This window comes from Paenarthrobacter sp. 10L420, from assembly GCF_056395385.1.
In genome coordinates, this window is record NZ_JBFTJK010000001.1 from 86,948 (window position 1) to 105,509 (window position 18,562).

Sequence of the window (18,562 nt, forward strand, 5' to 3'; positions counted from 1 at the left end):
GTTGGCGCTATCTGCTTCGGTTAGTCCTCTGCGATAACTGCCACGGCTCCGGCGGGGACCACGCCGCCGAAGCGTGCTCCGCTTAGCAGTTCGTCGCCGTCGGCCTTCACGGTCACGTCATCCCGAGTGTGGTTGATGGCGAAGAGGAAGCTGCGGCCGTCCGCGGATCGCCGTCGGACGAGTTCGACGCCGGCAGAAGCCTGTGCAACGGACGTCACCCCAGACTCCTCCAAAAGTCGGGCAGTCAGTGAATCGATGCCGTCGGCGTCGGGGAGTGTGGCGAGGTACCAAGCCGCCCCCGTGCCGGTGGATCTGCGCGTGAGGGCAGGGACGCCGTCGAGCGGGTAGTCCGTAAAGGTTGCCAGAACTTCGGCCGGCCCAGACTCAGCCACGTGAACGTGCTCGCTCCACAAGGAACCAACTGTTCCATCGCTGAGTGTGAGTGTGCTGCCCGGGAAAAGCGGGTGGAATTCCTCGGTTCGGATACCCAGCAATTCGCGGAAAACACCCGGGTAGCCACCCAACCGAACGTGGTCCAGCTCATCCACGATGCCGCTGAAGTAGCTGATGAGGACCGTTGCACCACGCTCTGCTGCGGCAGCGATCGAGGCGGCGGCAGCGTCCGTCACGGCGTAGAGGGTGCAGACCAGAATGAGATCGTAGCCGGAGAGGTCGTCGGAGGGGTGGACGAAGTCCGCAGTGACGCCACGCAGGTAGAGGGAACGGTGGAAGGCGCGCATGGTTTCCAGGTACTTCACGTCGTGGCTTGGGTGCGAATCCAGCTCGGAGGCCCACCATGCTTCGTAATCAAAGACGAAAGCAACCCGCGATTCCACACGGGAACCCTTCACGGATTCCACCTTGGACAGGGCATCGCCGAGCTCCACCACGTTGCGCCAGACCTGTGTGTCCCGTCCGCCGTGCGGAACCATGGCCGAGTGGAATTTTTCAGATCCGGCCTTGCTTTGGCGCCACTGAAAGAACATGACGGCGTCGGCGCCGCGGGCCACATGCGTCAGGGAGTTGCGGAGCATTTCCCCGGGCATTTTTGGCTGGTTATGGGGCTGCCAGTTGACCGCAGACGTGGAATGTTCCATCAGGATCCACGGCTCGCCGCCGGCCACGCCGCGCGTGAGGTCCGCGCTGAAGGCAAGTTCGATCTCCCGTTCAGGATCGGCAGCCACCAGGTAATGGTCGTTCGCGATCACATCCATGTCCTTGGACCAATCGAAGTAGTCCAGGGTTTTGGTGGCGCTGGAAACCATGAAGTTAGTGGTGGCGGGGATGTTCGGCGTGACCTCGCGGATAACCGCCAGCAGGGCGCGGTAGTAATCGATGAACGCCCATGAATTGAAGCGTGCAAAGTCCAACTGCTGCCCGGGGTTAAGCGTGGTGGGGGCGGCTCCGGGCGGGATGATTTCCTCGAATGAAGCGTAGTGCTGGGACCAGAAAGCCGTTCCCCAAGCCTCGTTGAGTGCCTCAATGGATCCGTACCGGCGCTCAAGCCAGGCCCGGAATGCGGCCGCGTCCTCTTCTCCGTAGAACTCGCCAACATGGCAGCCGAGCTCGTTGTCCACGTGCCACAGTGCCAGCGCCGGGTGGTTCCGGTAGCGTTCGGCGATGACCCGCGTCATGGTGGTTGCGTACCTGCGGTACACCGAGGACGACGGCGTGTAGTGGCGCCGCGAGCCGCGTTCCAGCCTTGTTCCTTCCGCTGTCACCGGCAGGATTTCCGGGTGTTTCCTGGCCAGCCAGGCGGGCGGTGATGCCGTAGCCGTAGCCAGTGCCACCTTGATGCCCGCTTCCTGGAGGTTGTCCATGACGTCGTCCAGCCAGTCGAAATCGTACTGGCCTTCCACGGGTTCCAGCAGGCCCCAGGAGAAGATGGCGACGCTCAGGAAATTGACCCCCGCCTCCTTCATGAGCTCGATGTCTTCACGGCGGACGTCTTCCGGCCATTGCTCAGGGTTGTAGTCGCCGCCGTAGGCGAGGCCGTTGATGCTGTTCCATACAGAGGGCGCTCCGGAGGGGCTTTCGGATGGGCTTTCGGATGGGCGCTTGGATGCGTCTCGGGAAAGTTCAGGGGAGGGCAAAGTGACTCCTTTGTCAGGTTCGGCAGTGCGGGATAACTCTGGAGCTTGACTGTTATCAGGTTAGGCGAGGATCTTGGAAAACGCTTGCCCAGATCCTCGATAGGGGATATTGTATCGATTCAGAACGAGTGTAAGCGCCGTCACTCTCCCTGGTGGGGAACCGAAAGGCTTGCACCAACTGAGCAAGGAGGCTCTCATGATCAATAGAAGGAATTTCCTCACCACGGTTGCCCTTGGCACTGCATCTGCGGCATTCCTGTCCGCCTGCGGCCAGTCTTCGTCGTCCGGCAAGGCGGGTTCAGCCGAGAACCCTGTGACCATCACGTACACCTGGTGGGGCAACGACGACCGTGCCGAGCGCACCCGCAAGGCGATTGCACTCTTCGAGTCCAAGAATCCGGATGTCAAGGTCAACGGAAACTTCACTGACTTCGCTGGATACTGGCAGAAGCGAGCCACGGAAGCCGCTGGTGGTGGTTTGCCGGACGTCATGCAGTGGGACTTGTCCTACCTGCGCGACTACGGCCAGCGGAACCAGCTGCTGGACCTGGGCACCGTAAAAATCAACACCGATGCCTTCGATAAGTCCCTCCTGCCTTCGGGCCAGATCCGCGGCAAGACCTACGGCATACCCACCAGCACCAATGCATTCGCTGTCTACTACGATCCCGCCAAGCTCAAGGCCATGGGCATCGCTGAGCCTGACGGAACGTGGAACTACAAGGAGTTCAACTCTTTCCTTGCTGAGGTGGGCCAGAAGGGCAACGGAACGTTGTTTGGCGGCACCGACTACACCGGTGTTTGGTGGATGTTCAACATCTGGTTGCGCCAAAACAACATTCAGGCCTTCACGGATGAAGGCAAGCTGGGCTTCTCCAAGGACGACCTGAAGAAGTGGTGGAACACCACCGCCCAGCTTCGCGGAACCCCGGCGATCGTTGGCGAAGACAAGACGACGCAGCTGCTGCCGAAGTCCCCGTTCGGCTCAAACGTCACTGCCACGGAAGTCACGTGGGACAACTTCATGGCCGGTTACCTCGGCGATAGCGGCGCCAAGGAACTCAAGCTGGTGCCGGTTCCTTCCGATAACTCGGACAACCTGGGACTCTTTCTCAAGCCCTCAATGCTGATGGTGGCCAGCGCCAAGACCAAGTACAAGGATGCTGCTGCCCGTTTCATCGACTTCATGGTCAACGATCCCGAGGTAGGCCAGATCTTCAAGACCTCCCGTGGTGTTCCGGCATCCAAGACCCAGCGCGACGGAACCACCTTTGAAGGCACAGACAAGCTGGTTGTGGACTACGAAAAGTCCATCGAAAAGTACCTCAAGGATGCTCCGGAGCCGCCCATCGTCGGTTTCGGCACGCTTGAATCCTCTTTCAAGCGCGTCAGCTCTGACCTCAATTACGGCAAACTCACCATCGACGGCGCCGCAGACGCGTGGTTCAAAGAAGCCGAAGACCTCATCAAGCAGAATGCCTGAGCAGACATTCGTGTCTGATCCAGGCGTTCCAACCGACGGACTGATCTCGTGACTCAAACCCCAACCCTGAGCAGGCGCTCCCAGTCGTCCGCTTCCTCGCAGCCGCGTACATCGCGGCGTCGAGGGGCGGACGCCCGCGCCGGCTACACCTTCCTGCTGCCTTGGCTGCTCGGATTCATTGCCCTGACCATGGGTCCGATGATTTCCTCGCTGTACCTCTCCTTCACCAACTACAACCTCTTCGATGCCCCCAAGTGGATAGGCCTGGACAACTACGCCACGCTCTTCCAGGACGAACGTTTCCTTCAGTCAGTGGGCGTAACCCTGAGCTACGTAGTGTTCGGCACCCCTCTGAAGCTCGCTGCTGCGCTGGCGATCGCCATGCTGCTGAACAGCAAGCGAAAGGGACAGGGGTTCTACCGTTCCGCGTTCTACGCTCCCTCTTTGATCGGCGCGTCCGTGTCCATCGCAATCGTCTGGAAGGCGATGTTCGGCGATTCCGGCCCTGTGGATGAGGGCCTGTCCTTCTTCGGCATCGACCTCGGCGGCTGGGTGGGCAACCCGTCCATGACGATGCCCATGATGATCCTCCTGACGGTGTGGCAGTTCGGCGCCCCAATGGTGATTTTCCTGGCCGGACTCAAGCAGATTCCTGCCGACCTCTACGAGGCAGCCTCGATGGACGGCGCCGGTCCGGTCCGTAAGTTCTTCAACATCACCTGGCCCATGCTTTCGCCCGTGATTTTCTTCAACTTGCTGATGGAAACCATTCACGCGTTCCAGATCTTCGCCTCGGCCTACATCATCTCCAATGGTGAAGGCGGCCCCGCAGGCTCCACCCTCTTCTACACCCTCTACCTGTACTTGCGCGGTTTCAGCGACTTCCGGATGGGCTACGCCTCGGCCATGGCCTGGCTCCTGGTGATCGTGGTCGGCATCATCACGCTGATCTTCTTCAAGACCTCCAAGTCCTGGGTCCACTACAGCGGTGATTCAAAATGACAACCATGGCAACCCCCACCCAGTCCACGTCCGGCATGCCGGCCCCGGAGTACAACCCGAAGTCCGAGTCGGGCACGGTCAAACGCATCAAAAGCATCATCTTCCACATCGTTGCGTTGGCGCTTGTTGGGGTAGTTCTCTACCCGGCTCTGTGGATGGTGGTCTCGTCCTTCAAACCGAACTCCGAAATCGGTGGTTCCACTACCCAGCTGTGGTCCAACAACTTCAGCTTCGACAACTTCGTCACAGCCATGGACGGCATCGGCGGGGTGTCCACGCTGACGTTCTTCACCAACTCCCTGATTCTGGCCGTGGGCGCAGTAGTCGGCACCGTCCTTTCAGCGAGCGTCTCGGCGTACGCTTTTGCCCGCATCAACTTCCCCGGCCGCGGAATCTTCTTCGGCATGATGATTGCCACCTTGCTGCTCCCGTTCCACGTGGTGATCATCCCGCAGTACATCGTGTTCCAGCAGCTTGGTCTGGTGGACACCTATGTGCCGCTGTTGATCGGCAAGTTCCTGGCCGCCGACGCGTTCTTCGTCTTCCTGATGGTCCAGTTCATGCGCGGCCTCCCGGCCGAACTGGACGAGGCTGCCCGCATCGACGGCGCCGGACACGTCCGCATCTTCGGGTCCATCATGCTCCCGCTCATGAAGCCGGCATTGATCTCGACGTCGATCTTCTCCTTCATCTGGAGCTGGAACGACTTCCTGGGCCCGCTGCTGTACCTGAACACCCCCGAAAAGTACCCGCTGCCACTGGCTTTGCGGCTCTTCGTGGACCAGACCCAGAGCTCGGATTACGGAGCGATGATCGCGATGTCCGTTCTTGCGCTCCTGCCCGTGTTGGTCTTCTTCCTCGTCTTCCAGCGCTACATCGTCGAAGGCGTTTCAACACAGGGCCTCAAGGGCTGACAGACACGGAAGACGGAAAAAGAAAATGAGCATCGTGGACACTACAGGAAAGTCCTCTTCGGATAGGCAGGCCATTTCGGTCAACCGCTTTGGCCTCTTCTCCGAGACGATCCTCGCCGGAGTCGTTGTGCTCCTCCTGTCCGTCCCCTTGGTGACGGCGCCGGCTGCCTATGCTGCCGGCGTCGCACATCTTGAGCGGCACCTCAGCGGAAGGGATGACTCCCTTCGGAGCCTTTGGGGCAACTTCCGCCGTGCGCTTCCCGGCAGTTGGAAGATCGGAATCACGACGGCGGCAGCCGCCGTCGTGATTGTCCTTAACCTGTTGCTCGCACTGGTGGGTCAATTGCCCGGGCGGGCACTGATTCTGCCGGCGACCTTGATTCTGGCGGCCGCAGCCGCCGTGCTCCTGCTCAGGATTGCCGGCAACTGGAGCGGCGGAGTGATCTGGGACGGCGACGCCGGCCGGAAGTCCGTGGATCTTCCCGGTCCACAGCAGCAGTGGCGGCTTGCCTACTCCCAAGCCAAGGCTGATTCGTTCCGTGATTGGAGCGGTTCGCTGTTGCTCCTCGGGGCCCTTTTCGTGGCAGTCGTTTTCGTGTGGATGCTGCAGGCGCTCTTCGTGATTGTTCCCGGCATGCTGATTCTTGCCGCTGCTGCCGTCAAGATCCGGGCCGCCAGCCGCGCCCAAGACTGACTGAGGATCCGACAACCTGCTGAATCGAGCCGATCACACTGTGTCACCGCGCCCCCAATCCGGGTCTTCCACCAAAGCAGCCATTAGTCGCTCCACAGAGACTTGGTATTACCCGCTCCGGCACCATAATTACCGGATCTTCGTAACGCTTTCGCTCGTCGGCAGCGGCGGAGTGTGGATGCAACGACTCGCCCAGGACTGGCTTGTCCTGCAGCTCACCGGAAGCCCGGCCGCTGTGGGGTTGGCTGTTGCACTTCAATTCCTGCCGATGCTGGTGGTTGGTCCTATCAGCGGTGTGTTGGTGGATCTCTTTCCGAAGCGCCGAATCCTCATGGTGTGCCAGTCCGTTGCTGCACTACTGGCGGCTGGACTGGCCGTTTGGAATGCGATGGGCGGCACGGACGTGTGGGTTGTCTACGGCTCCTGCATTGCTTTGGGCATCACCAGCTCTATTGATGGGCCCGCCCGGCAAGTCTTCGTCAATGAGGTAGTAGGCGATGCCGGGCTACCCGCCGCTATCGGCCTAAACAGTGCCATAGGTCAACTAGGTGCCATGCTCGGTCCCGCCCTGGCCGGAGTCGTCATTGCCCAAGCTGGCCCGGCCGCTGCATTTGCTACGAATGCGGGGATCGGGGTGGCCGTATTGGTGATGATCGCTATTATTCGGCCAGCTGAGCTTCATCACGCACACGACCCTGATTGCTCGCCGCGGGATAGGCGTGGACAAATCCTGGCTGGCTTCAGGTACGTGAGCGCGCGGCCGCAGCTTCTGCTCATCATGCTGTTGGCGGGTCTCTTGGGAGCGTTCGGCATGAACGGTCCCGTGGTCCTTGCCGCGTTCGCTGACCGCGTGTGGCACAGCGGTCCTGCCGGATTCGGGCTCTTCAATATGGTCAGCGCCTTAGGAGCTTTGGCTGGCGCTCTCCTTGCTGCCCGGATCAAGCACCTGGGTCGCAAGGGGATCGTGGGTAGCGCAGGACTCTTCGGGCTCACGCAGCTCATTGCCTCGCTGATGCCCACCCAGGAATTGTTCGTGGCCATGCTCGTGGTGGTTGGCTTCATGACTCTCATGTTCCTCACCAGCGCGGCCACCAGCGTCCAACTCGAAGCTGGCGCCAGCGTGCGTGGGAGAGTCTTGGCCCTCTACTTTCCGCTTCTGTTGGGTGGGCATGCCTTGGGAGGCTTGCTCGCCGGCTGGCTCACGGAAGATTTCGGGGTACGGGCGGCACTGATGGTCACGGGCGCGTTGGGTATGGCTTCGGCGTTCATGATTGGGTTCCTTCTTTGGTTGCTGGGCCGAAAGCGGAGTTTTGACCGAGCCCGTTAAGGTACTGGGCTCGTTAAGGTGCTGGGCCGGCGCTGCAGTAAGAAGCTCTCCCAAAGTGAGGCCGATGCTGGGAACCACGTTGCGGCAGACGGCGGTGCGACGTGCGTTGCCCGTGCGACAGGCGTGGCTGGGGCGGGCGGATGCCCTGGCAGGGGTGGGGCTTTGGATTGGTAGCTGTGTCCTGTGGGAGTGCTGACTTCCAGTTCATGTCGCCCGCCAGGGATTGTTTTCACGTTCCAGTGGGGGTTTTCTTTGGTGTGGTTGCAGGCTTCGCAGAGCCCCGCGCCGTTGGCCAGGCTCGTGGCACCGCCGTTGTGCCAGGGGACGATGTGATCTATGTGGCGGATGGGCGCGTCGCAGTAGGGGGTGCGGCAGGTGTCGTCGCGGGTTTCGATGAAGCGCCGCATCCCGGGTGGGAAGAGTCGGGCTTTGGAATCCATGGCCAGCAGTTCACCACTGGCTGGTGCTGTGTATAGACGGCGAAGCAAGACCCTAAGGTCCTCGCGATCCATGCATTTCATACCCGAGTTGGCCTGCCCGGATTCCGCTTGGTTGTCGGTCCCGGCCTTTCCCACAACCCCGGCCTCGCCGCTGGTTCCGCTCTTACCATTGATTCGCGACTCCCCGTCCGTCTGGACGGCCCCGGGTGCTCCGTTCGTCTGGTTGCTGCCTCCGGCGATGAGCGTCCTGGCCCACCCTGCGGGGACGATTCCGTAGCCCTGAAGCCGGGCTGGTTCGCTGTTGCCTTGGAAGAGGGTGCGGTCGGTCATGACGAGCTGCAGATCAATCCCGCTGATCCCGCCGGGGGTGCCGGTGAGGCGTTCGACGAGGGTGTCCGCCATGACCTGGCCCCGGTTCCGGGTGTCCCCGCCGGAGCGGGCCGAGTCAGCATGACGGGTGAGCGCGGCGTAGGCGGCGACGCCTTGGGCGACGGGGAGCAGTGCGGTGAGGATGGTCATGGTGTCCGGGGCCGGGCGGAGGCTGACGTGCCGCTCGGACGCGGCATGGGCTGCGCGTTGGGTCACGGAACGGGGGTCACGACGGTAGGCGGCGGCTCGTGCGGCGGCGATGATGGTTTTGTCTCCGGCGCCGTCGAAGGTTCCGGTGTCGGGGGCGAGTTCCTCATCGACGGCTGCCCGGTCTTCGACGGACAGGCACGCTGTTTCCTTCACCAGCAGAGTGGCCCGCCATTCGTTCAGGTGTCCGGTTTCCAGGGCGGCCATGGTGCGCGGCATTTCCGACACCAGTGCTTTGGCCAATCCAAGGAGCCGGGACCCTTTGTTCGGTGATTCGCGCCGGGCCAGTGCGATCTGCGCGCCCACACCCTGACCACGCTCCGAGGCTGGCGTACCAGTGGCGGCTTGTTCGTGGCGCTGCGCCAGGTCAAACGCCACCGACGCCCGCGCCTGCAAAGCCGCGATCGCTGACTTCACGTCCTCCAAACCACGAATCTGATCAATCAAAGCAGCACTGCCTGCACGGATGCGGAAGGAGCCCAATCTGGCGAGGAACTCCCCAACGTCAGAGCCCTCGGACCCAGAGCCGCTGGAAATCGCAGTCGCAGGCAAGGGCACACCCGAGACCACCGTGCGTGCTTGCATTGCCCGAATCCGATCCATACCAACACTCTTCCGGAGGGGTACGACAATATAAGGCCTCGGACAATGCCTTCCGAAAAAATCGGCTATGCGAGTTTGCTAAGCGACACCACGAACCCGCTCAACGTCCGGCAACCAACTCCTCGATAGCCTCCACGCTCAGGTTTCCATCGCTGATCCAGACCGTGTTTGTGCGGGTGAGTGACGTGCCTGCAGCCAGCTCAACGGCAGTGTCCCAAGCCAAGGCAGAACCCACGGCAGGGTACTCACTGCAGCGAACAAACCACGGGTCCGTCGATTCGGCAGGTGCGGCAAACACCAAAGTGGCCGGGCCGCCGTCGAACTCTCCTGTCCAGGCAAGCCACGGCGCAACCGAACCATGCACCGCAGACTCGCCTTCCGCAGTGGAGGAGAAGACGCGCGGGGAATCGTTGCCGGGGAGGCGCCAGAAGAAGCCGCCGTAACCACTGCCGGCGGCGCCGTGGGAACCAGGACTGCCCAATGAAACATCCACGACGGCGGTAAGTTCCGTTTGGATATCGAGTCGCCAGGTGTTGGGGTCCAGATGCGTTCGCTGGTAGCTCCGTTGCTCTTCGAGGAGGAGTCCGCCGTCGGCCGCGAGCCAGTGGAGGTCCAGCGTGGTTTTGTCCTCTTCGCGGCGCAGGCCGTGGACCTCGATCCGGCCGTGGTCTCTGAGATCTTCATATCTGCCAGCCGCACGCCGATAGCTGCGGCCACCCCAGAAGTTGCTGCCGTTGACATCCTGGAGGGCGAACCCGGCGCCGAGGTGCCACACGTGGTCCACAGGCAGATGTTCCGTCACTGCAATCCCTGACGGTGTGGCAACCGGGTGGAGATACGGCCGCGGCGAGAGCTCCGGCTCCAAGGTGTCGCCAGCGCGGAAGTCTGCAGTGGGAGAATCAGCATGAGTGGCGAAAAGGGGCTCAGCGGCGGCAGTGTTCTTCCGTGCCCACGGAAGCCCGAGCTCGGAGAAGGTGGCGTGCGCCCTGGTTGCCCGCTCCAGGATTTCCTCTATCCCATGAATTACGGCATGCGCTTGTTCGCCTTCGCCTACCCATTCCACGTATTGCGGCGGAATGAGTGCGGGCGCCTCGGCGGTGCGGATGGCTTCCAGCACACGCATGAACGCACCGCTTTCATCCAGGGGACTCCGCAACGGAGTGCCTTGGGACAAATGCTGGAGCAGGTTTTCGGTGAGGTCGTCACGTCCAAACGTGTGCGTTGTTTCGCCCGCTTCGGTACGGACGGTGACGTGGTCTTCGGTGTAGTGGAAAACAGCCGTTCCTTCTGTCCCGTGCAGCGTGACGTAGGGTTCCACTGATTCGGTGGCGCATAGCGTCAGGGCGCAGGTGATGGGCAGCCCGTCCACTGTCCGCATCCGAATCACGGAGGTATCGTCCGCCTCGATGTCGTTGGCTCGGTAGAGATCCGTCTCCACGGTGGCCAGGTCTTTTGCAGTTCGGGCTCCGGCGATCCGGAGGGCTGTCGCGATTGAATGGGCCAAGGGATTGGTGGCGACGCCATCCACTACGTCAATTCCGTCGAGGCTTCGCCTTCCAGCCCAGCGCGAGCGTTTGAAATAGGCGCGGTCGCGGACCCAGCGCCCTGTGGCCGTGATGCCTTTGAGCGTCCCAATGCTGGGGAGGTCTGCCGAAACTTGCCCGTTAGCCAGTCTTTCCAGTGCGGTGAGTGCATGGGAGCCCAGGCTTTGGAAGCCGATTTGTACGCTGCGGCCAGCTGTCGCCGCGGCCTCTTGTAGCCGGATGAAGTCGCTCATGGAGGCGACGGGAGGCTTTTCGAGATACAGATGGGCCGAAGAAGCCAGCACAGAAAGAGCCAACGGGGCGTGTGTCTGGATGGGAGTTGCCACTATGATCACGTCCGGCCGATGGCCCCCGGCAAGCAACTCATCCAGATCGGAGTGGACGGCCGTGGAAGGCAGCAGCGTGCCTGGGGCCGGGGGACTCGGGTCTGCGACCGCAACGAGATCCACCACGCCCTCGGACCTGAGCCTTTCCAGGTTGTGAAGGTGATGGGCGCCGAAGCCATGAACGCCTACCAGAGCGATCCTTGCAGGTGCAGTCCTGAGGGTGCTGGGACTTTTGGCGGACCCGGCGGAAGTGGTTTCCATGATTCTCCTCTGCTGGCTGGCAACTGCTGGGGACGATCCGACGACGTCGTCGGCAAAGTATTCGTCGAATCGTCCGGCGGTTCAGGCTATACCTCGAAAGCTACAACCGGCAAGCGCTTTCCCAAAATCCATTCTCCGAGTCTACTGAATCCCCGGCCTTGAATGTAACGATTCAAGAAGAGCCTTGACTGGAAGCAGTTCCTCAGTCTAAATTTCGGTGAAACCGTTTACTTGTGACGTGGCGCACTTGGCCAAGTCCGCACTGGCTGGCATCGGTGACCGCGGGGAGAGCCGAGGATAATCGTCGGCGCCAGATAAATGGATCAGTTCTGCAACGATGGAGAAAGGGAGTGCCATGACTTCTGGGGGATTTGGCTTTCGGGCCTACACGTTCTTCGACACACTCCTATGGATCGCCTGCCTGAATATGCTGTGGATCGTCTTCACACTGCTGGGTGGCGTGGTGCTGGGAGCCGGGCCCAGTACCGCTGCGGCCCAAATCCTGATCCGTGAAAAGGTGCAGGGAAATGCCGTGCCTTTGATGCGCCGCTATGCCAAGGAGTACTTCAAGAACTTTGGGAAGGGCAATGCCCTCGGCGTTCCCGTCTTGGTAGTTGCCGCGTCCCTTGTCCTGAACTGGGGCTACTTTTCTGCCGGCTGGGATCTGGCTTCGCAAGTCGCGTCGGCCGCGATCCTCCTGGCTGTCCTCTTTGCGGCCGGAACGTTGTGCTACCTCTTTCCCATGTTTGCCAGGTACGAGCTCACGATTCCGCAGTACTTTCTGATGTCTTCCCGTTTTGCCATGCGCCACCTCGCGGGGACCGTCATCCTCCTGTTTGTGACGGCGGCCGCCGTATTCGCCTGCCGCTCGCTTCCGGGACTGGTGCCCTTCTTTGCCGTTGGCGGCTGGCTCTATCTCACCGGCTGGTTGTGCGACAGGTTCTTTACTGCCAATGACGACGCCATGTTTGCCAAGGAAGCGGGCCATGCGGCAGCAGTTGCAGCTTCAAGTCGCGCAACCACCACCTCGACCACCCCTTCCACTGCCAAGGAGACCAGCCTTGCCTGAGATCGACCGCCAAGGCCTGCCCGCGGGCGGCCGCCACATCCTCCATCGTTCCCTTGACATCCAAGGGCATGCCGAACTTGTCCAAGGGTGCCCCGAACCGGGCGCAGATTCCCTTGGCGAGAGCACTAATGAAACGTATCAAGACGAGAACGGGCAGCACCTGTGGAGCCTGAAGTGCTTCCCTGGCGTGTCCCCGGAATCGTCGATCGACAACAACCCCGAAGAAGTGGAGTAGGAAATGTTCCGTAGAAAACCAATGCTGGCGGCCGCCTTCGTCGTCTCTGCCGCCTTGGCCCTGACCGGCTGCGGTGGCGAAGCGCCGGCGTCGGACCTCTCAACCGTCAAGATCATGGCACCCTTCCTGGAGGCGCAGCCGCCCTCGCCCGATGGCGCTGTGCAGAAGAAGCTTGAGGAGCTGACGGGCAAGGACATCAACATCTCGTGGGCGCCCAATGCCTCCTACGAGGACAAGATGAATATCACCTTGGCCTCCTCCGACATCCCGCACGTCCTGGTGGTCCAGGGCAAGTCGCCGGGCTTCGTCAAGAACGCCGAAGCCGGAGCTTTCTGGGACCTCACCGATAAACTCAAGGACTACCCGAACCTCAAGACCACGTTCCCCGAAGTCCAGCAAAACGCCAGCGTCAACGGCAAGGTTTACGGGGTTTTCCGGGCTCGTAATCCGATCCGCGCCGCCGTGATGTTCCGCCAGGATTGGCTGGACAAGTTGGGCCTGAAGGCGCCGCAGACCACAGAAGACCTGTACAAGGTGGCCAAGGCATTCACCGAGCAGGATCCGGATGGCAACGGCCAGAACGATACTTACGGCATCACGATTCCCAAATGGGGCGCGCTGGGCACCAACAGCCCCTATGACATGATCGAGACCTGGTTCGGCGCCGGAAACCGCTGGACCGAGCGGGACGGCAAGCTGGTGCCGAGCTTCGAAACCGATGAATTCCTGGAGGCCGATCGCTTCATCAAGAAGATGGTTGACGAGAAGCTCATCAACCCCGACTTCGCCACCTTCGATCCCACCAAGTGGAACGAGCCCTTCTTTAATGGCAAGGGCGGCATTATTGTCGACGTCGACTCGCGGGTCAGCGTGCTGATCAACCTTTTCAAGCAGGCCAACCCGAGCGACTTCCAGAACAAAGTGGGCTTCGTAGGCAGCCTGAAGGGCCCGGACGGTCAACTGCATGCCCACCCGACCGACGGCTACTCAGGCTTCCTTGCCATCCCCAAGTCCAGCGTCAAAACCGAAGCCGACCTGAAGAACGTCCTGACGTTCTTGGACAAACTCAACAGCAAGGAAGTTGCCGTCCTGATGAACAACGGCATCGAGGGCGTCAACTTCACGGTTGAGGAAGGCCTGGCGGCCACCATCAAGCCGGAAACGCCGGAGGGCAAGGTAGTCAACACCGACATCAAGAGCTACGCGCAACTCGGAACCAACGTCACGGGGAACAACTTCTACCCAGTGAAGCAGGCGTCCGAGTACGAGCAGAAGGTCTTTGACGACCGCGTCGCAGTGATGGCAAACGACCTCAAGAGTGCCGTGTACAACCCGGCCGCGGCCTTCGTCTCCCCCACGTATGTCGCCAAGGGTGCGCAACTGGACAACATCGTGGCCGACGCCCGCATTAAGTACCTGGCTGGGCAGCTGGACGAGCAGGGCTTAAAGGATGCCATCAAGCTGTGGAACACCAGCGGCGGTGACAAGGTCAAAGAAGAAATAAACAAGCTGTGGCAGGACACCAAGAAGTGACCGCCCCGGTCGTCGAAGCCAAAGCCCCGGAGCGGGCGGCCAGCAAGCCGCCCGCCCCGGCGCGGCGACGCAGCTTTGCAGTCCACTTCGCGCATTACAAATGGTTGTATCTGCTGCTCCTGCCCGGCGTCGTGTACTTCGCAGTGTTCCGGTACGGTCCCATGTACGGTGTTTCCATCGCCTTCAAGGACTACGTTCCGTTCCTGGGCGTCAACGGCAGTCCTTGGGTGGGTCTGACGAACTTCACCGACTTCTTTGCCAACCCCGACTTTCCGAGGTTGCTGGGCAATACACTGATCCTGGCGTTCCTGAACCTGGGGATCGCCTTTCCGCTGACCATCGTCCTGGCATTGCTGCTTAACGAAGTCCGGCTTTCGGTACTGAAGCGGACGGTCCAGACGCTCGTCTACATCCCGCACTTCCTGTCATGGACTATCGTGGCGTCGCTGAGCTTCCTGCTCTTCGCCCTGGACATCGGACCGTTGTTCCAGTTCGTCAACGGATTGTTCGGCACCAACGTGGATATCCTGTCCGATCCGAACTGGTTCCGGCCGCTGATTGTGCTTCAGGAGATCTGGAAGAACACCGGTTGGGGAACCATCATCTTCCTGGCGGCACTGGCCACCGTGGACCAGGACCAGTACGAGGCCGCAATCATCGACGGCGCCGGCAGGTTCCGGCGCGTCTGGCACATCACCTTGCCGGGCATCCGGTCCACGATCATCGTGATGCTCATCCTGGCCATCGGGCAGATGCTCAACACCGGCTTTGAGCAGATCTACCTCATGACCAACGCACTCAACCGCAGCGTGGCCGACGTCTTCGATACCTACGTGTACTTCGTAGGCATCACACAAGGCGCCTACAGCTACAGCACCGCCGTCGGGCTTTTCAAGTCCTTGGTGGGCATCGTACTGATCTTCGGCACCAACTGGCTGTCCAAGCGGTTCAACCAGAGCGGACTTTTCTAATGAAGATTCACAACACGCGCGGCGGGCGGATTTTCGATGCCGCCAACTACGTCTTCCTCACGCTGATCGGCATCATCACCCTGTTGCCCTTCGTCTACGTCCTGGCAGGATCCTTCGCCAACGAAGCGGAAATTACCCGGCGGGCGTTCTTCGTCTGGCCCGAGCAGTTCACGCTGGGGGCGTATGAATACATTTTCTCCACGCCGTCCTTTACCCGGGCCCTGATCACCACCGTGCTGGTCACGCTGGTCGGGACCTTGGTGCAGTTGGTTCTCACGGTTACGATGGCCTACCCGCTGGCGAAACGTGGACTTCGTGGCCGGAAACTGATCCTGTCCCTGGTGGTTTTTGCCATGGTCTTCTCAGGCGGCATGATTCCAACGTTCCTGCTGGTGAAGGACCTGGGCCTGCTGAACAGTTACTGGGCGCTCATCCTGCCTGCGGCCATCAACCCCTTCAGCCTGATCATCATCAAGAACTTCTTCCAGGAACTCCCGGCCGAACTCGAGGAATCGGCCAAGATGGATGGCGCCACCGAGATCGGCATCCTCTGGCGGATCCTGCTGCCGCTGTCCAAGCCGGTGCTGGCCACGTTTGCACTGTTTTATGCCGTGGGTATTTGGAACGACTTCATGTCTCCCTTGCTTTACCTGAGCGATAACAACATGTGGACCCTGCAGATGTACCTGCGCCAGGTCACGGCGGCCTCGGATCTCCTTGGCACCGGCAATGTGGATCCGTCGTACATCCCGCCCGAGCAAGGCATCAAGTTCGCCGTGATCGTGGTGGCAACCCTGCCCATCCTCATCTTCTATCCCTTCCTGCAGAAGCACTTTGCCAAGGGAATGCTGATCGGTTCGGTTAAGGGTTAAAGGCTTCGGCTGACGAAAGGAAAATCATGAAAGTCCTTCTCGCGGGCGACTCCACCGTGGCAGCCTGCCCCAGTTACGAGTACCCGATGAGCGGTTGGGGAGCCCACCTCGCGCCCGAAACCTATTGGTGGGCTGCGGTCCATAACTATGCCAAGGGCGGTGCCACGACGGAGTCGTTCCGCGATGAAGGCCTCTGGTATCAGCTGCTGGGCCAGACCGTGAAGGGCGATCTCGTGCTGATCCAGTTCGGGCACAACGACCAAAAGCGCGCCCATCTCGCTGCCCGGACGGGCTACGCCGACAATCTGAAGGCAATGGTGGCCGACGTCCGTTCCAAGGGCGGCATTCCCCTTCTGTGCACGCCGGTGGAGCGCCGGCATTTCACGGACGGACGCCTCGACGTCACCCTAGGCGAATACCCTCTGGTGGTTCGCGAGTTGGCGGTTGAGCTTGGCTTGGATCTCATCGACCTCAATGAATGGACCCGCGCGCTGTACCAGGAGCTGGGGGCGGAGGGTTCCAAGGAGTTGTTCTTCCACTTTGCTCCTGGGGAGCATGCGTACTGGGCTGGCGGCCTTGAGGACAACACACACTTCCACGAGAAAGGGGCCAAGCGGATTGCCGGTTTCGTCGCGGAGCAGCTTGAGTCCCTCGGCTACGGACTGGTGGCCACCCTCAACCTGGGGGCGAAGGCCTGATGTATTCCAACCCTTTACGAGGTCCCTCGGATATCGCTGGTTGGATCGCGGAGGGGCCGGTTCAGTTGGAAATGTACGACGACGGCGGGCCGGCCTTGGTCCCGGAGGGAACCGGCAGTTCGGGGCCGGCTCCCGCAGAAAGCACAGCCCTGCTCCTTTCCGGTTCCCTCGATCCCGAGGAACACGGAGATCACGCCCACTGGACTCTCTGGTGCCCCGAGGAACTCCCGGACCACGTCAGGATCAGGTGGGAGTTCCTTCCGCTTGAGGAGCCAGGCCTGGCCATGGTCTTCTTCTCTGCGCGGGGGCACGGGGGCGAGGATCTGTTCTCTTCCGAGTTGGCTCAGCGCACGGGCTTCTACCCGCAGTACCACTCAGGGGATATGGACGCGCTCCACATCTCTTACTTCCGCCACAAATACACCGCCGAGCGGGCCTTCCGGACGTGCAACCTGCGCAAAAGTTCCGGCTTCGAACTGGTGGCGCAAGGGGCAGACCCGCTTCCTCCAGCCGAAGACGCGGAGGGTTTTTATCGGATGGAAGTCATCAAAGATGGTCCTCGCGTGGCCTTTTCGATCAATGGCTTGCCCTTGTTTGACTGGGTGGACACCAGTCAGGAACCCCTGGGCGGCGGCTACTTCGGAATCCGCCAGATGGCCCCTTTGCGGGCGGCGTACCGGAACCTCTCCATCACACCTCTTTAGCTTCCCGTTCCCGTGACGGGCGACACACTCCGATTACATAGGATGTCCTCATGCCTCTCTTTGACCTGCCCCTGGAACAGCTCCGTAACTACACCTCCAGCGCAGTTCCTCCTGCTGATTTCGACGCTTTCTGGGACCGCACCATCACTGAGGCCCGGGCCTTGCCGCTGAATGCTGTGTTCGAGCCCGTTGACAACTACCTCAGCGTCATCGACACCTTCGATGTCACGTACTCCGGCTTCGGTGGGGACCGCATCAAGGGCTGGCTCCACGTTCCGTCGCACCTTGAAGCGGGGCAGCAGCTCCCCGTCGTGGTGGAGTACATCGGATACTCCGGTGGACGCGGACTGGTCAACCAGAACACGCGGTGGGCGCAGGCTGGATACGCCCACTTCATCATGGACACCCGCGGCCAGGGTTACGGGGGCGTATCCGGTGACACGCCGGATCCGCATCCATCAGCCGGCGGCATCAACTATGCAGGCCTGATGACCCGGGGAGCTGACCATCAGGACGATTACTACTTCCGCCGGGTCTACGTGGACGCCTTCCGTGCGGTAGAAGCGGCGCAGAACCATCCCGCCGTCGACCCTTCCAAAGTGGTGCTCGCCGGAATCAGCCAAGGTGGTGGCATCACGGTGGCGGCCGCCGGGCTGGTCGCTGGAAGGCTCGACGGCGTGATCGCCGCGCTGCCCGACGTCCCGTTCCTGCAGGACTTTCCCCGTGCGATCGACATCGCGCCGCGCGGGCCATACCCGGAAATTGCCGGCTTCCTCGGACGGCACCGCGACAAGTATGAGCCCATGCTTGCCGTGCTGAACTACTTCGATGGCGTCCATCTCGGCCGGGCAGCCACAGTGCCCGCACTCTTCTCAGCGGCCCAAATGGACGATATTTGCCCGCCGTCAACAGTGTTTGCGAGCTTTAACAACTACGGCCTTTCGGGAGGTGCACCTGTCAAGGACATCGAGGTCTACCGCTTCAACAACCACGAAGGCGGCCAGGAACACCACTGGATCAAGCAGCTCCAGTTCCTTCGCAAACTTTTGTCATCATGACGGACTCGATTTGCCCGGTTTGACGAACCGCGGTTATGGTGTGGCTATGACTAACCGTTGGTATGCGTATTTTTCGTTGGCTCTGGAGGGGCCCGCGTCTAACTGACACGCATCCAACTTTCCTTCAGAGCCAGCAGGGCAGAGATTATTCTCTGCCCT

At 61.1% G+C, this 18,562-nt stretch carries 16 protein-coding genes; 13 read left to right on the forward strand and 3 right to left on the reverse strand.

Annotated features, from left to right (window positions below):
• Positions 1–20 precede the first annotated feature (20 nt).
• Complete coding sequence (locus tag AC1DD5_RS00390; protein WP_477520730.1) at positions 21–2,000, reverse strand: beta-galactosidase; 1,980 nt, start codon at positions 1,998–2,000, stop codon at positions 21–23.
• 289 nt (positions 2,001–2,289) lie between these two features.
• On the opposite strand from AC1DD5_RS00390, the gene AC1DD5_RS00395 reads away from it, so the two are divergent.
• From AC1DD5_RS00395 to AC1DD5_RS00415, 5 genes are read left to right on the forward strand one after another with little or no spacing between them, the layout of a single operon-like run.
• Entirely contained in the window at positions 2,290–3,576 is a 1,287-nt protein-coding gene (locus AC1DD5_RS00395; RefSeq protein ID WP_442018898.1) for an ABC transporter substrate-binding protein, read from the forward strand.
• Positions 3,577–3,624: 48 nt separating this feature from the next.
• Positions 3,625–4,578, forward strand: a complete 954-nt coding sequence (locus AC1DD5_RS00400; protein ID WP_442018897.1) for a carbohydrate ABC transporter permease — start codon at positions 3,625–3,627, stop codon at positions 4,576–4,578.
• Positions 4,575–5,492 (forward strand): carbohydrate ABC transporter permease, encoded by a 918-nt coding sequence (locus tag AC1DD5_RS00405; RefSeq protein ID WP_442018896.1) that lies wholly within the window; start codon positions 4,575–4,577, stop codon positions 5,490–5,492. The genes AC1DD5_RS00400 and AC1DD5_RS00405 overlap by 4 nt, the downstream gene beginning before the upstream one ends.
• Before the next feature lie 25 nt (positions 5,493–5,517).
• Positions 5,518–6,186 (forward strand): Poxvirus protein I5, encoded by a 669-nt coding sequence (locus AC1DD5_RS00410; protein ID WP_477520370.1) that lies wholly within the window; start codon positions 5,518–5,520, stop codon positions 6,184–6,186.
• A 40-nt stretch (positions 6,187–6,226) separates the two neighbouring features.
• Positions 6,227–7,513 (forward strand): MFS transporter, encoded by a 1,287-nt coding sequence (locus AC1DD5_RS00415; protein ID WP_477520371.1) that lies wholly within the window; start codon positions 6,227–6,229, stop codon positions 7,511–7,513.
• Here the strand turns inward: AC1DD5_RS00415 and AC1DD5_RS00420 are convergent.
• Positions 7,510–9,132, reverse strand: a complete 1,623-nt coding sequence (locus tag AC1DD5_RS00420) for an HNH endonuclease (protein WP_477520372.1) — start codon at positions 9,130–9,132, stop codon at positions 7,510–7,512. The two genes, AC1DD5_RS00415 and AC1DD5_RS00420, sit on opposite strands and share 4 nt — an antisense overlap.
• 100 nt (positions 9,133–9,232) lie before the next feature.
• Positions 9,233–11,263, reverse strand: coding sequence for a DUF6807 family protein (locus AC1DD5_RS00425; protein WP_477520373.1), 2,031 nt, complete (start codon positions 11,261–11,263; stop codon positions 9,233–9,235).
• Positions 11,264–11,618: 355 nt separating this feature from the next.
• On the opposite strand from AC1DD5_RS00425, the gene AC1DD5_RS00430 reads away from it, so the two are divergent.
• The 8 genes from AC1DD5_RS00430 to AC1DD5_RS00465 are packed head-to-tail and all read left to right on the forward strand — an operon-like array spanning position 11,619 to position 18,403.
• Complete coding sequence (locus tag AC1DD5_RS00430; RefSeq protein ID WP_477520374.1) at positions 11,619–12,332, forward strand: YesL family protein; 714 nt, start codon at positions 11,619–11,621, stop codon at positions 12,330–12,332.
• Complete coding sequence (locus tag AC1DD5_RS00435) at positions 12,325–12,567, forward strand: hypothetical protein (RefSeq protein WP_477520375.1); 243 nt, start codon at positions 12,325–12,327, stop codon at positions 12,565–12,567. Before AC1DD5_RS00430 ends, AC1DD5_RS00435 begins: the two co-directional genes overlap by 8 nt.
• 3 nt (positions 12,568–12,570) lie before the next feature.
• Positions 12,571–14,100 carry an extracellular solute-binding protein gene (locus AC1DD5_RS00440; protein WP_477520376.1) on the forward strand — a complete coding sequence of 510 codons (1,530 nt, stop codon included), beginning with the start codon at positions 12,571–12,573 and terminating at the stop codon, positions 14,098–14,100.
• Positions 14,097–15,071: an ABC transporter permease gene (locus AC1DD5_RS00445; RefSeq protein ID WP_477519726.1), complete on the forward strand. Its 975-nt coding sequence runs from the start codon at positions 14,097–14,099 to the stop codon at positions 15,069–15,071. The genes AC1DD5_RS00440 and AC1DD5_RS00445 overlap by 4 nt, the downstream gene beginning before the upstream one ends.
• Positions 15,071–15,943, forward strand: coding sequence for a carbohydrate ABC transporter permease (locus AC1DD5_RS00450; RefSeq protein WP_431116418.1), 873 nt, complete (start codon positions 15,071–15,073; stop codon positions 15,941–15,943). The genes AC1DD5_RS00445 and AC1DD5_RS00450 overlap by 1 nt, the downstream gene beginning before the upstream one ends.
• Before the next feature lie 26 nt (positions 15,944–15,969).
• The gene (locus tag AC1DD5_RS00455; RefSeq protein ID WP_477520377.1) at positions 15,970–16,641 is read left to right on the forward strand and encodes a rhamnogalacturonan acetylesterase; all 672 of its coding nucleotides are present in this window, start codon (positions 15,970–15,972) and stop codon (positions 16,639–16,641) included.
• Complete coding sequence (locus tag AC1DD5_RS00460; protein ID WP_477520378.1) at positions 16,641–17,345, forward strand: DUF1961 family protein; 705 nt, start codon at positions 16,641–16,643, stop codon at positions 17,343–17,345. The genes AC1DD5_RS00455 and AC1DD5_RS00460 overlap by 1 nt, the downstream gene beginning before the upstream one ends.
• Before the next feature lie 50 nt (positions 17,346–17,395).
• Positions 17,396–18,403 (forward strand): acetylxylan esterase, encoded by a 1,008-nt coding sequence (locus tag AC1DD5_RS00465; protein WP_477520379.1) that lies wholly within the window; start codon positions 17,396–17,398, stop codon positions 18,401–18,403.
• Positions 18,404–18,562: the final 159 nt, after the last annotated feature.